Source organism: Hydrotalea sp. (genome assembly GCF_049968455.1).
Lineage (GTDB): Bacteria > Bacteroidota > Bacteroidia > Chitinophagales > Chitinophagaceae > Hydrotalea.
This window is the reverse complement of sequence record NZ_JBMFQT010000001.1, coordinates 73,796-88,467: the sequence shown is the minus strand read 5'-3', so window position 1 is coordinate 88,467 and position 14,672 is coordinate 73,796. Positions and strand designations below refer to the sequence as shown.

Annotated in this window: 13 protein-coding genes; 8 read left to right on the top strand and 5 right to left on the bottom strand. The window is 36.5% G+C overall.

The annotated features are described in order from the left end of the window. On the top strand, positions 1-1,075 hold a 1,075-nt coding region (locus tag ACP5P5_RS00420; protein WP_428284148.1), incomplete at its 5' end, for an ATP-binding protein. Between the two features lie 91 nt (positions 1,076-1,166). On the opposite strand, the gene rpsT is transcribed toward ACP5P5_RS00420, so the two are convergent. Next, complete coding sequence (rpsT, locus tag ACP5P5_RS00415; RefSeq protein WP_428284147.1) at positions 1,167-1,424, bottom strand: 30S ribosomal protein S20; 258 nt, start codon at positions 1,422-1,424, stop codon at positions 1,167-1,169. Between the two features lie 199 nt (positions 1,425-1,623). Between rpsT and ACP5P5_RS00410 the strand changes: the two genes are divergently transcribed. The 3 genes from ACP5P5_RS00410 to ACP5P5_RS00400 all read left to right on the top strand — a co-directional run bounded on the left by ACP5P5_RS00410 (position 1,624) and on the right by ACP5P5_RS00400 (position 6,961). Next, positions 1,624-4,368 (top strand): 2-oxoglutarate dehydrogenase E1 component, encoded by a 2,745-nt coding sequence (locus tag ACP5P5_RS00410; RefSeq protein ID WP_428284146.1) that lies wholly within the window; start codon positions 1,624-1,626, stop codon positions 4,366-4,368. Between the two features lie 94 nt (positions 4,369-4,462). Beyond that, complete coding sequence (gene odhB / locus ACP5P5_RS00405) at positions 4,463-5,701, top strand: 2-oxoglutarate dehydrogenase complex dihydrolipoyllysine-residue succinyltransferase (RefSeq protein ID WP_428284145.1); 1,239 nt, start codon at positions 4,463-4,465, stop codon at positions 5,699-5,701. Between the two features lie 84 nt (positions 5,702-5,785). Continuing rightward, complete coding sequence (locus ACP5P5_RS00400) at positions 5,786-6,961, top strand: Fmu (Sun) domain-containing protein (protein WP_428284144.1); 1,176 nt, start codon at positions 5,786-5,788, stop codon at positions 6,959-6,961. A 20-nt stretch (positions 6,962-6,981) separates the two neighbouring features. Here the strand turns inward: ACP5P5_RS00400 and mnmA are convergent, their stop codons facing one another. Together mnmA and ACP5P5_RS00390 are read right to left on the bottom strand one after the other, a co-directional pair. Then, positions 6,982-8,085: a tRNA 2-thiouridine(34) synthase MnmA gene (gene mnmA / locus ACP5P5_RS00395; RefSeq protein ID WP_428284143.1), complete on the bottom strand. Its 1,104-nt coding sequence runs from the start codon at positions 8,083-8,085 to the stop codon at positions 6,982-6,984. Between the two features lie 204 nt (positions 8,086-8,289). Then, a complete protein-coding gene (locus ACP5P5_RS00390; RefSeq protein ID WP_428284142.1) occupies positions 8,290-8,742 on the bottom strand; it encodes a retropepsin-like aspartic protease in 453 nt (150 codons plus the stop codon). A 170-nt stretch (positions 8,743-8,912) separates the two neighbouring features. Here ACP5P5_RS00390 and ACP5P5_RS00385 point away from each other — a divergent pair, with 170 nt between their 5' ends. From ACP5P5_RS00385 to ACP5P5_RS00375, 3 genes are all read left to right on the top strand, one after another. Further along, a complete protein-coding gene (locus ACP5P5_RS00385; protein WP_428284141.1) occupies positions 8,913-9,347 on the top strand; it encodes a single-stranded DNA-binding protein in 435 nt (144 codons plus the stop codon). A 169-nt stretch (positions 9,348-9,516) separates the two neighbouring features. Continuing rightward, the gene (locus ACP5P5_RS00380; protein WP_428284140.1) at positions 9,517-10,593 is read left to right on the top strand and encodes an Ldh family oxidoreductase; all 1,077 of its coding nucleotides are present in this window, start codon (positions 9,517-9,519) and stop codon (positions 10,591-10,593) included. Positions 10,594-10,823: 230 nt separating this feature from the next. Next, entirely contained in the window at positions 10,824-11,570 is a 747-nt protein-coding gene (locus ACP5P5_RS00375) for a chitinase (protein ID WP_428284139.1), read from the top strand. A gap of 1 nt (position 11,571) precedes the next feature. Here the strand turns inward: ACP5P5_RS00375 and ACP5P5_RS00370 are convergent, their stop codons facing one another. Next, a complete protein-coding gene (locus ACP5P5_RS00370) occupies positions 11,572-11,946 on the bottom strand; it encodes a DoxX family protein (protein WP_428284138.1) in 375 nt (124 codons plus the stop codon). Between the two features lie 158 nt (positions 11,947-12,104). On the opposite strand from ACP5P5_RS00370, the gene ACP5P5_RS00365 reads away from it, so the two are divergent. Then, a complete protein-coding gene (locus tag ACP5P5_RS00365; protein ID WP_428284137.1) occupies positions 12,105-13,427 on the top strand; it encodes an aspartate kinase in 1,323 nt (440 codons plus the stop codon). 81 nt (positions 13,428-13,508) lie between these two features. Here ACP5P5_RS00365 and queA read toward each other — a convergent pair whose 3' ends face one another. Continuing rightward, a complete protein-coding gene (queA, locus tag ACP5P5_RS00360) occupies positions 13,509-14,558 on the bottom strand; it encodes a tRNA preQ1(34) S-adenosylmethionine ribosyltransferase-isomerase QueA (RefSeq protein WP_428284136.1) in 1,050 nt (349 codons plus the stop codon). Positions 14,559-14,672: the final 114 nt, after the last annotated feature.

Genomic DNA, 14,672 nt, shown 5'->3' with positions numbered 1-14,672 from the left:
GGTTAATTATCATTTTACTAATTCATTTCTTGCCCATATTAAAAAAGTGGGTGAACATCATTATCAGGAAAACCAACGTCAGTTTGTTGCTATGTATATGCCACAAACGAAACATTACATTATTGCATCGGGTATTGATTTGGTGGGTATGACTAAGTTGGCAGATTTAAGAATTATATTAACAATTGTATTTTTAGGAGGGTTATTACTAACAGCCCTTTTTTCATTTTTCTTTGTAAATGGTGCACTTAAGCCATTAAGGTTGTTAAGTGTACAAATGAAATATACAACAGAACAAAATTTAAATAAGCGGTTGCCTGAAAGGAAAACACACGATGAGTTATGGCAAATATCACAGAACTTCAACGAAATGCTAAGCCGTTTGAATACTGCTTTTGAAAATCAAAAAAGCTTTGTACATCATGCCTCACATGAACTAAGAACACCATTAGCCAGTATGTTATCTCAAACTGAGTCTGCGCTGAATAAAAAACTTACTGAGCATGAATATAAACAGGTTTTACAATCTTTAAAAGAAGATGAACTGAATATTATAGAACTAACCAATGCTTTGTTGTTGTTAGCCCAATATGAAAAAATGGCTGAGCAAACCGAATGGCCGGCCATTAGAGCAGATGAAGTGATTTATGAGAGTATGGCTACTGTTCAAAAAATGATTCCGGAAGCATCTATTATGTTTCAATTTTCTTCTTTGCCCGATGAAGAAAAAGAAATTTTAATTAAAGGAAATGAAGGCTTACTAAAAGTGGCTATTATTAACCTTATTAAAAATGCCATCAATTATTCAACCGATAAAAAAGTGCAAATTACCTTGGTGCCCGAAAAACAAAAAATGCGAATTAAGTTTGAAAATACGGGTGCAGTATTAAGTAGTGAAGAGGTAAATAAATTGGTTGTACCCTTTTTTAGGGGTGCAAATGTTCAAAAGGTGAAAGGTTACGGGTTAGGTTTGGCAATTGTACATAGAATATTGCAGCTGCACAATGGACAATTATCATACGAAGCAATTAACAATAACTTGAATTGTTTTACGATTGTTTTACCCAAAATTTGATTGAGTTACCCTAAAAATAAAGCCCCCAAAAAGGAGGCTATATTTTGTTATTCAAAAAATTATATCATTTTACAAACAAGGCAAAATGGAATTAAGCACTAGCGGTTGCTTTTTTCTTTGCTAATTTGCTTTTTAAATTGGCAGCTTTATTTTTGTGTATAACACCACGCTTAGCTAATTTATCAATCATAGAAATTACCTCAGGTAATTTATCTTTATACTCACTTTCAGTAGTTGTAGCTTTTAAACCACGAATAGCATTACGAGTAGTTTTACCGTAATACTTATTTCTTTCTCTGCGTTTGGCTGCTTGCCTGGTATCTTTTTTAGTAGCTTTATGATTTGCCATTGTGACCTTTTTTAAGGACGGCAAAGGTAAGGGCATTCGGGGAAAATTAAAAATTAAAATTCAAAAATTATTTTTTTGACATTAATTCTTTGGCCCTTTATTTAAATTATCTATAAAACTATTGAATAATTCGGTCATTTTCTTATTGCAATGTACGATATTTGCACACCATTAAATTGCAAGCTCAATCTCGCACAAAATGAAGGATTTTTCATACATCACCAATTCGCATCCGGCATACATTGAAAGTTTATATCAGGAATTTGTTAAAAACCCTGAAAATATTGATCCGGATTTAAGAAAGTTTTTTGAAGGTTTTGATTTTGCCGTAGCTAACTCAAATGGTAGTATTAGCACATCTGCTTCAGCTGCCACTGTGCCCGGTAATATTGATTGGTTAAAAGAAGTGAACGTATATCGGCTAATTTTAGGATACCGAAATAAGGGTCATTTAATAGCTAATACCAATCCAATAAGACCGCGTAAAGATCGCGGGGCTAATTTAAATCTAGAATTTTATCAATTAACCGAAGCCGATTTAGACCAAACCTTTCAGGTCGGTAATTTAATTGGATTAGGTGCCACTACGCTTCGTAACATTTTGCAGCATTTACAAAAATGTTATGCCGGGCATGTAGGTATTGAATTCAAATATATTAGCGACCAAAATAAAGTTAATTGGTTATATAATGCTATTGAGAAACAGTTTTTTGAACCCATTCCGCTGAACCAAAAAAGGCGAATTTTAGAAAAACTGAATCAGGGGGTTATATTCGAAAAGTTTTTGCACACTAAATATGTTGGTCAGAAGCGCTTTTCATTAGAAGGCGGTGAAACTACCATTGCTGCACTTGATGCCATTATAAACACTGCTGCTAATAATGATGTGCAGGAAGTTGTAATTGGAATGGCCCATAGAGGTAGGCTAAATGTGTTAGCCAATATTATGGGTAAAACTTATGAGCAAATTTTTAGCGAGTTTGAAGGCACAGCAAAAGTGGATCAAACCATGGGTAGCGGCGATGTTAAATACCATTTGGGTTTTGGTAGTGAAGTAACTACTTTAGATAATAAGACCATTCACTTAAAATTAATGCCCAATCCATCGCACTTGGAAGCCGTTGATCCGGTTGTAGTAGGATTTTCAAGAGCGAAAGCGGATGTTTTATATAAAAGCGATTACGATAAAATTTTACCCATTTTAATACATGGTGATGCTTCTGTAGCCGGACAAGGAATAATTTATGAAGTGTTACAAATGAGCAATTTGAAGGGGTACTACACAGGCGGTACTTTACACTTTGTTATCAATAATCAAATTGGTTTTACTACTGATTTTGATGATGCAAGAAGTGCTGACTATTCTACCTCAGTAGCTGCCATGGTACAAGCACCGGTATTACATGTAAATGGTGACGATGCAGAAGCAGTAGTAAAATGTGCAGAAATTGCAACCCGTTACCGTCAGGAATTTAATTCCGATATTTTTATTGATATGGTTTGCTATCGTCGTCATGGTCATAATGAAGGCGATGATCCTAAATATACTCAGCCGCAACTTTACAAGTTAATTGATCAGCATCCCAATCCACGTGAAGTTTATGTGCAATATTTAATGGAACATGGTGAAACCGAAGCACAGGAACTAGCTAAAGAAATGGAGAAAAAGTTCTGGAACGATTTGCAAGAACGTTTAGATGAAGTAAAGCAAAAGCCGCTTCCTTACACTTATCAACCTCCGGAGCTAGCATGGAAAAGTTTGCGTAAAGCAACAGCAGATGATTTTATTCAATCACCTCAAACTGCCATTGCTGAAGAAGAAGTGCGTAGGTTATTTAAAGGTATTATGAGCTGGCCTGACGATTTTAAACCTTTGAAAAAGGTAGAAAAATTGTTGCAGGAAAAAATTAAATTACTGGAAACAGAAGATAAAATTGATTGGGCAACTGCCGAGTTATTAGCTTATGCCAGTATTATAGTTGAAAACAAAATAGTACGCATGAGTGGCCAGGATGTGAAAAGAGGTACTTTCTCACACCGTCATGCAGTTTTACGCGATGAAGAAACCAATAAAGGTTACAATCGTTTAAAGCACTTACAAGAACATCAAGAAAAATTCCGCATATATAATTCATTGCTTAGCGAATATGGCGTTTTAGGCTTTGAGTATGGTTATGCTTTAGCCAATCCGGATGCACTGGTGATTTGGGAAGCACAGTTTGGCGACTTTAGTAATGGTGCACAAACCATGATTGACCAGTTTATTGCCGGTGGTGAACAAAAATGGAATAGAATGAATGGCTTAGTAATGTTACTGCCACACGGTTATGAAGGGCAGGGGCCGGAACACAGTAGTGCTCGTATGGAACGCTATCTGCAAATGTGTGCAGAATTGAATATGATTATTACTAACATTACTAGTGCTGCCAACTTTTTCCATGTATTACGCAGGCAATTAGCATTCCCTTTTAGAAAGCCATTAATTAATTTCTCACCCAAAGCTTATTTGCGTTATCCCGGAACCTACTCACATGTTTCAGAATTCACTAGCGGCGGGTTTAAGGAAGTAATTGATGATCCTACATTAACTGAGCCTGAAAACGTTAAAAAAGTTCTTTTCTGCTCCGGTAAAATTTATTATGAATTAGCGGAAAGGCAAAAGAAAGAAAACGTTACCAATATAGCAATTGTAAGGTTAGAACAAATTTATCCAATACCCTACCGTCAAATTGAAGCATTACAGAAAAAATACAATAAAGCTACTTGGTTTTGGGTGCAGGAAGAACCTTTAAATATGGGTGCTGCCACATTCCTGAAAATGAATTTAACACAACTTAATTTTGGAATTATTAGTAGAAATGCCAGCGCAGCTACAGCTACAGGCTATTCTAAAATTCATGCACAGGAACAAGCTGAAATAATTAATACCGCTTTCAGTATTTAAGCAGATGCACAAAGTATCAATTGTACAAGTGTGCGACGCAACAAATGCTGCAACAAGTAATAAAGCCGATAACAAAACACATTAAGTTTATTTTATGATAGATATTAAAGTACCAACCGTAGGAGAGTCAATCAGTGAAGTTACTTTACTGAAATGGGTAAAAAAAGATGGCACCTATGTTGAACGAGATGAAGTAATTGCTGAATTAGAAAGTGAAAAAGCAACATTTGAGGTGAACGCAGAAAAAGCCGGCGTATTAAAAACAATGGCAAATGAAGGTGATATAATCTTAATTGGTGCTGTTTTAGCACAAATTGATGAAACTGCCGAAAAGCCTGCCGGAGCACCTGCACCTTTAGCAAAAGAAACACCGTTGGCAGAAAAAAAATCTGTTGATACTGCCGCTGCACCTGCACAATCGCCCGTAACAGCAGTGCCTAACAACGTAAAGGCAACCCCCGTTGCAAGTGCAATTATTGCCGATAAAAATATTAATCCCGCTCAAATTACCCCTTCCGGTTTTGGTGGCAAAATAGTTAAACACGATGTGTTAGATGCCTTGGCTAATCCCGGTAAAAAAGCTTTTTCAGGTGCTGAATTGTTTTCGCGTAATGTGCGTAAAGAAAAAATGAGCAACCTGCGCAAAACCATTAGTAAACGCTTGGTTGAAGCCAAAAACACAACTGCCATGCTTACCACCTTTAATGAGGTGGATATGACACGTATCTTAGATATTAGAAAAATACATAAAGATAAATTTAAAGAAGCGCATGGTGTGAACCTGGGCTTTATGAGTTTCTTTGCTAAAGCCTCAGCTATAGCATTGAGTGAATGGCCTGCCGTAAATGCCTTTATTGATGGTGATGAATTAGTTTATCATGATTATGCTGATATTAGCATAGCTGTGAGCACACCTCGTGGTCTCACTGTTCCGGTTATTAGAAATGTGGAAAGCCTAAGTATGGCGGATATTGAAAAGAAGGTAGTGGAGCTGGCTGCAAAAGCCCGTGACAGTAAATTAACTGCTGAAGAATTGCAGGGTGGTACATTTACTATTACTAACGGTGGTGTATTTGGCAGCTTAATGAGCACACCTATTATCAATATTCCACAGAGTGCTATTTTGGGTATGCACAAAATACAAGAGAGGCCAATGGCTATTAACGGCAAAGTGGAAATTCGCCCTATGATGTACTTAGCGCTGAGCTACGACCACCGTGTTATTGATGGAAGAGAAAGCGTGAGCTTTTTAGTGCGTATAAAAGAGTTATTAGAAAATCCGGAATTACTGCTATTTGGGAAAGATCCGGTTAAAACTTTGTTGGAATTATAAAATTAAAGTACAAAACTTTTTTTGGCCGATTGATTACATTCAATCGGCTATTTTTATGTTCAATAATCATTCTTTTTATCACTCATGCGCTATCAGTCATATTTTAACACTGCACTCAATATCATCAACGCTTATCATGGTGAGATGCCTTTAGCGCATTTTTTAAAACAATATTTTGCACAGCATAAAAAGCATGGCAGCAGCGATAGAAAAATGATTACAAAAGCTTGTTACGCCTTTTATAGGTTGGGTAAAGCTATGTGCGACTTGAATAATGAAACACGATTAAAAGTTGCTTTGTTTTTGTTGTGGGGGCATGAACAGGAATGGCAAATTGTTTTTCAGGAAAACTGGCTGCAGCAAGAATATGATACGCTTGCAAAACGTTGGAAAATTTTGCAAACAGCTTTTCCAAACCTACAATACAACGCAATTTTTCCTCTTCAAAGTGCATTGTCTGAGCATATTTATTCAACTGATTTTTCCGGTGCTTTTTTACTTCAACCTAAAGTGTTTCTTCGCATTAGGCCCGGAAAAGAAAATGAAATTATAGCCATACTGCAACAACAAAAAGTACCTTATACCCAGTTAAATAAAACTTGTATTGCATTAGAACAAGGCATTAAAATTGAAAATATATTGCCCCTTAATAAAATTTGTGTCATTCAAGATTACAGCTCACAAAGAATAGGGGAGTTATTACAATGCATTCCCCACGATTCAAAATCATTGGCAGTTTGGGATTGCTGCGCAGCCAGTGGTGGAAAATCAATTTTAGTAAAAGATACGCTTAATGCAATTCAATTAACAGTAAGCGATATAAGGCAAAGCATTTTGCACAATTTGCAGCAAAGATTTGCCGTTGCCGGTATTAAAGACTATGATTTATTTTTAGCAGATGTTTCAAAACCATTAACACCAGCATTAAAAAATCGGTATTATGATTTAATTATAGCCGATGTACCCTGCAGTGGCAGTGGAACCTGGAGCCGAACACCTGAACAATTGTATTTTTTTTCTGAACAACAAATAGAGGAGTATGCCCGGTTGCAACAAAAAATTGTACAACAAGTAATACCACAATTAAAACCGGGAGGCTTTCTGCTTTACATAACCTGTTCGGTATTTAAAAAGGAAAATGAAGAAATGGTGCAGTATATATTGAAAAACTTCCCATTGTCATTGATGAAGCAACAACTAATGGAAGGTTATCAGATGCAGGCAGATACCATGTTTGCCGCTTTATTGCAACGAAACTGATTCCTTTTTTAATTATACTTTTAATCCAATTGGCTGCGCATTATGGTGCCGCCGCCAATTACATCATTGCCTTCATAAAACACTGCACTTTGCCCGGGTGCAATGCCTTTAACATGTTCAAAAAATTGCACTTCAATGCCTTGGTCATGATTGAATAAATGGCTAAAGGTACCTTTATCCTTATAACGAATTTTAGTCACTGCTTCCATTCCATCTTCAATGCCATTGTATTTTATAAAATTAAGGCGGGTAACCAGCATTTTGTTTTGTTCCAAGTCTTTTTCATCTCCCAAAACAACCGTATTGGTTTCAGGGTGAATGGCAGTAACAAAAGCCGGTTTACCTAAAGCAATGTCAAGGCCTTTCCGTTGGCCAATAGTGTAAAAAGGATAACCTTTATGTTGCCCCAATTTTTTACCATGTTTATCTACAAACCAACCGCCACTTACTCTTTCTTCCAATCCTTCTACTTTGTTTTTTAAAAATCCACGATAATCATTATCAGGTACAAAGCATATTTCATAGCTTTCGCTTTTTTTGGCCAATTCGGGGTAGCCAAAATCGTGGGCCATTTGCCTGATTTCTGTTTTATGATAATTGCCTAAGGGCAAAATGGTTCTGCTTAATAAATCTTGTTGCAAGCCCCATAATACGTAACTCTGATCCTTGGTTTCGTCTTTACCTTTTGAAATTACATAACGCTGATTATTATGCTGGTAAATAGAAGCGTAATGACCTGTAGCTATAAAATCGCAGTTAAGGGCATTGGCTCTTTTTAATAAAGCCCGCCATTTAATATGTGTATTGCACATTACACATGGATTGGGCGTACGCCCTGCAATGTATTCTTCAACAAAATTTTCGACAACAAAACTGCCAAATTCTTCTCTTATATCTAAAATGAAGTGTGGGAATCCGTGGTGCACTGCTGCTTGCCGGGCATCATTAAAGGAATCTAAATTACAGCAGCCGGTTTCTTTACTGCTAGTGCCACTGCTGGCATAGTCCCATGTTTTCATGGTAATACCCACTACTTCATATCCTTGTTCATGCAACATTAAAGCGGTAACAGTGCTATCTACTCCTCCGCTCATGGCCACTAATACTTTTCCGTGTCTGCTCATACTAAATTCATATGCATTAAGCGTGCAAAGATACAAATTGTTACCCGATTGGCTGCTTCTTGTATTTTTGGTTGGATAAAGGTATTTTGAGTTGTATACTTTGTTTACATGTTCAGCAGTAAAAGATGTTGAATAAAATGCAGTGCATGATTGAACAGGTAATTGATAGTTTTTTATTACACATCGATGTAAAAGAACTAAAAATTAGAAGTTTATAGTGCGTAAAACAAATTTTCCGGAATAACCGTGGTACTCAAAATGACAGTATTGCAATACATCTCTTCCTAAAATTCCTTGATAGGGCTCTCGGCTAAAATTCCCTTCTAAAACATCTAACGGTAAACCTTTTTGTAAAAAAATAGGTAAGTATAATAAACACCGATATTTTTTAAGCTGAACTCTTCCACCAGCACCTTCCACTTGCGCTAATTCACTGTATTCGGGCAGTTGAAGCAATTTTATAATGGATTTATCTAAACCGGAAATGCTAGCCCCCGTATCAATTAACAGTTGAACGGTTTTAAAATGTACGGGTTTATTATGATTCTTTTTATATAAAAATATTTGTTCATTTGTGTAAATTTCGGCTTCAATTACCGGCCCATATTCGTTTAAATGGTTAACTATGTATTGTTGTTGCTGTATGTTTTTCTTCATACTTAAAAGCTACAACTTTTTTAAATAAACATATAATTATTTTTATGTTTATGTATAAGGCCAACCAGGTTGAACAAATTTTCTGGCAATTACTTTTTTCAGACTTAATTTTTTTTCATTAATTTTCCGTTTCGTGTTTTTTACATTTTATAACGACAAAATTTTGTGTTATGATTAAACTTCAGGTAATAGGCAACCTTGGTAAAGATGCTGTGGTGAATGATGTGAATGGTAGAAAAGTCATTAATTTTTCAGTAGCACATACCGAACGATATAAAGATGCGCAGGGTGCACAAAAAGAACGTACGGTTTGGGTGGAATGTGCTTATTGGACTGATAGAACGGCAATTGCCCCTTATTTAAAAAAAGGTACGCAGGTGTATGCTGAAGGGCAGCCTGATGTGCGCACTTACACTACTCAGGACGGACGACAAGGAGCTTCTTTATCATTACGCATTGCTAATATTCAGCTATTAGGTTCTAAATCAGAAGGAGGAGCAAGTGGCGGTAATGCTCCTAGTGGATCTTATGCTTCTAATGCTGCTACGATGGATTCGATGTCGGATGCAGGTGCTGAGCTACCAGCCGATGATTTACCGTTTTAATGCCATAAAGTAACTGCTTATAGACCGGATTGATAAAATCCGGCTTTTTTATTTGTTATATGGATGGTTGTTTTTTAAATTTTTCCAACATATTAACGGCCTAAAACATTTATTTGCAGCAAGCATTGTATAAATTGCCTTTTTTTCTACTAAAAATATCATTGAATTCATGTTGGTATCCTATTCTACTTTATTTCAGTTTACGAAAAATACTTTTTTACAAATGGGTTGTAGTGAGCAACATGCACAAATAGCTACAACCGTTTTATTATCAGCCGATGTTAGAGGTATTGACAGCCATGGTGTTGCCAGATTAAGTGGTTATGTAAGATTGTGGGAAGCAGGGCGAATTAATGCCACACCGAATATTCGAGTTGTACACGAAACACCATCTACCGCTGTGGTTGATGGGGATGCCGGATTGGGTTTAGTGGTTGCCCCTTATGCCATGAATGTGGCTATACAAAAAGCCAAACAATGTGGAACCGGCTGGGTAAGTGTACAAAATAGCAATCATTTTGGAATTGCGGGCTATCATGCTATGATGGCTTTAGAATACGATATGATTGGTATTGCTATGACAAATGCTAGTGCACTAGTTGCACCCACATTTTCAATTGAGAAAATGTTGGGAACTAACCCTATTGCAGTAGCTATACCTGCTGGAAAGCAGCCCCCATTTGTGGCTGATTTTGCCACCACAACTGCTTCGAATGGAAAACTAGAAATTTTGCAACGCAAAAATCAAGCAGCGCCAGTGGGCTGGGTACAAACCCTTAATGGTGAGCCTACAACCGATGCAGCAATTTTGAAATCAGGGGGTGCTATGTTGCCCCTAGGAAGTGATAGAGAACATGGTAGTCATAAAGGTTATGCATTAGGTAGTATTGTTGATATTTTTTCGGCTGTTTTAAGTGGTGCATCTTATGGCCCATGGGTTCCACCATTCCCGGCTTATGTGCCTATGCCGGAAAATATGCCCGGTAAGGGACTTGGTCATTTTTTTGGCGCAATGCGGGTTGATGCTTTTAGGCCGGCAGAAGATTTCAAACATCATATGGATAACTGGATTGAGCGTTTCAGAAATGCTAAACCTGTTAATGAAGCGCAAAAAGTACTAATTCACGGCGATCCGGAACGTGAGTTAGAATCTATCCGTATGAAATCAGGAATTCCTTTACTGGAGCCGGTTGTCAATGATTTAAGAAATATTGCTCAAAGAATGAATATTGATACCGGTTTTTAAATGCATAAAACAAGTTGTGCTTTGGCAACGTATTTGCTAAAATAAATTTGTTTTTAATGAATTGTTGACTGATGGGTAATTATGTTAAAATGATAAGAACTTTAATAATTGTGCTTTTGCTTTGCACTGTTAGTATAACAAATGCGTCACCGCTATTTAAGAATGGTACAATAAAAGCAAATCAATCAGAATTACTTCCGGTTCAAAAACGCGTTTTGCAATACTTAAATATGAAAAAATGGGATGAGTTATTTCCTCATCGCTTTGGTATAAAGAATGGTCAATCTTCAAACGATTTTTATTCCTTCAATGCATTTTTACAAGCGCTTCAGTATTTCCCTGATTTCTTACATACTAATGATAAAGTTTTGCAAAAAAGGGAGTTGGCGGCTTTTTTGGCAAATATGGCTTATGAAACCGGGGGTGGGTGGCCTACCGCACCCGATGGTTATTTTAAATGGGGATTGCATTTTGTTGAGGAACAAGGATGCCTTAATGGTTGTCAACAATATTCTGATACTTCAAAAAAAAATTGGATGCCGGTTCCGGGAAAATCGTACCATGGACGAGGACCCTTACAATTAAGTTGGAATTACAATTATGGTCAGTTTAGTGAATTTTTATTTGGGAATAAAGACTCATTATTGCAACATCCCGAAATAGTAGCTACCAACGGGGTAGTAAGTTTTGCTTCTGCATTGTGGTTTTGGATGCATCCGCAAAAGCCCAAGCCTAGTTGCCATGAGGTAATGGCAGGCATTTGGAAGCCTAATGCATATGATAGTTCTCGCAATATTTTGCCAGGGTTTGGTACGGTAATCAATATTATAAATGGCGGTATTGAATGTGGAAATAATAAGCCATATACTCAATATAGTCGTATGGGGTACTACCAATATTTTTGTAATTATTTGCATGTTACACCCGGCCCGAACATGGGATGTGCCAATCAAAAACCATTCAACAGCGTATTATAACTTATCGTGTAAATGTATACGCCCAATAAATTAAGGCAAACTGCAGTAGTGTTCTAATGAAAGCTATTTTCTTGGTAATAGTAATTTTTCCCCATTTAAAAGGTGCCAATTGTTGCATATGGATGTGCACAGGGAAAAAACTTGTAAGCATAGCCATAATTAGCCAGGCAGCCCAATACCTGGTGGCATCAAAATAAAGTGCTATTCCCAAACCAATTTCAAATAGTCCTGCCGCATAATTTAACCACCATTTTAAGGGGAAATAATCGGGCATGATTTTAATATATATTCTAGGGCGAATAAAATGATTACAACCTGCTGTAACATACAGTATTATCATTAACCATAATGATATAGAATGTGCGCTCAGGTTCATTTTATTGCTTTTATAATCTACTAACGTTTGTTATTTAAAAAGTGCAATGCTATATGCATATTGCCTATTACTTTTGCAAACAATTTAACGAAAATTGGTTAAAGCTACTTATTCGTTAAGTATAAATTTTATTTTATTTAAAAATACAGCAGGCAACTATGAAAGTAATGAAGTTTGGCGGCACCAGTGTAGGCAAACCGGAAAGAATGCACCAAGTGGCGCAACTAATAACTCAGGGTAATGAACCCGTAATTACCGTTTTAAGTGCATTAAGTGGTACTACAAATGCTTTGGTTGAAATAAGTAACGCATTATCTGTTGGCAATAAAGAAGAAGGTAGAAAACTTATTGAACAATTAGAAGGACATTATCAAAATTTTATTCAATCATTGGTGCAACAGCCTCAACATTTGCAAAAAGCTAAAAGTATTGTAGCGGAGCACTTTGAGTTTTTACATATCATTACCCGCATTTCATTCAGCGATGCATTGAATAAAGATATTTTGGCGCAAGGTGAATTAATGAGCACTCGTTTATTCTCTGTTTATTTAGAAGAGCAAGGAATTAATCACGTTTTATTGCCTGCACTCGAATTCATGCGCATAGATGCTAATGAAGAACCTGACTTACCTGCTATTAAAACAAAATTGAATGATTTATTACGGCAATACCCTTCCGTTAAGTTGTTTATTACCCAAGGATATATTTGTAAAAATGCACGTGGTGAGGTGGATAATTTAAAGCGTGGTGGTAGTGATTATACTGCTTCATTAATAGCTGCGGCTGTGAATGCAAGTGTTTGTGAAATTTGGACAGATATAGATGGTATGCACAATAATGATCCACGTGTAGTAAATAAAACTGTAGCCATAGAACAACTTAGTTTCGATGAGGCTGCTGAGTTAGCTTATTTTGGCGCAAAAATTTTACATCCTACTTGTATTTGGCCTGCACAGCAACAAAATGTGCCGGTTAAGTTATTGAATACTATGCAACCTTCAGCAAAAGGCACAACTATAATGCATGAGGCAGGAAGTGTTGGTGTAAAAGCAATTGCTGCCAAAGATGGTATCATTGCCATTAAAATTAGAAGTAGTAGAATGTTATTAGCATATGGTTTCTTAAGAAAAGTTTTTGAAGTGTTTGAAAAGTACAAAACTTCTATTGATATGATTACCACTTCTGAAGTAGCTGTGTCAGTTACCATTGATCAACCTACTTATTTAAAAGAAATTGTTAGAGAATTAGAACCTTTTGGTGTAGTTGAAATTGATAATGAACAAACAATTATCTCTATTGTCGGTAACCAAATAGCCGAAACGAAAGATGTGCTGAAAAAGTTATTTGATGCTATTCACACTATTCCTGTTCGTATGGTAAGTTATGGCGGAAGTCCACACAATATTTCATTGTTAGTACCATCCGGCTATAAAAAGGAAACTTTGCAATTATTGAATAAAGGGTTATTTGGTTTAGAGTAAATGCAAATCAATATCTAGTTTTCATAAAAAAAGACTGCTCTCATTTGCGGCAGTCTTTTTTATTTATAATAACTATATTGATTAAAGTATCAACAGAGCATCGCCATAGCTAAAAAAGCGATATTTATCTTTAATAGCCTTTTTGTAAGCTTCCATGGTTAAATCATACCCGGCAAAGGCACAAGTCATAATTAAAAGACTGGTTTTAGGTAAATGAAAGTTAGTAACTAAACTATCAGCAACGCTAAATTCATAGGGAGGGTGAATAAAATGGTTGGTCCAGCCCTCACTAGGTTTCAATAGTTTTTGTGCAGTAAAGCTACTTTCCATGGCACGCATAGTAGTAGTGCCAATAGAACAAACTCTATGACCTGTTTGCTTAGCCGTGTTTACAATACGGCAGGCTTCTTCTGTTATTTGATAGTATTCTGCATCCATTTTGTGCTTACTTAAATCTTCTACCTCAATTGGGCGAAATGTGCCTAAGCCGGTGTGTAGGGTTACTTCTGCAAAACGAATGCCTTGAATTTCGCAACGTTTAATTAATTCTTTACTGAAGTGTAGGCCGGCAGTTGGGGCAGCAACAGCTCCTTCATATTTAGCATAAACAGTTTGGTAGCGTTCCTTATCTTCCTCATCAGGCTTACGCTTAATATATTTAGGTAGTGGTGTTTCGCCTAATGTTTCCAACATTTCTTTAAAACTAGCATCATCACCATCCCATAAAAAGCGAATGGTACGGCCACGGCTGGTAGTATTATCAATTACTTCTGCAACCAATTCCTCATTATCACCAAAATAAAGTTTGTTACCCACCCGAATTTTTCTCGCAGGGTCAACAATTACATCCCATAAACGATTGGGTTTATTTAATTCACGAAGTAAAAAAACTTCAATTTTAGCACCAGTTTTTTCTTTTCTGCCATACATTCTGGCAGGAAATACTTTGGTGTTATTTACAACAAACACATCCTTGTCATCAAAATAATCTAAAATGTCGCGAAAGTGTTTGTTTTCCATGTTGCCGGTTTTACGGTCAACTACCATCATTCGGCTGTCTTCTCTGCGTTTGGTGGGGGTTTGGGCAATTAAATTTAGGGGTAAATCAAAACGAAATTGTGAAAGTTTCATGTGTCTTATCTTTTTTTTAAATGATAGCCACATTCAGTTTGCCGCCGCCTTACGGGGCGACTCGCTTCATGTTACGGCATGAATTTTTGAAGTTGGCAAAGTTACCATTATTTG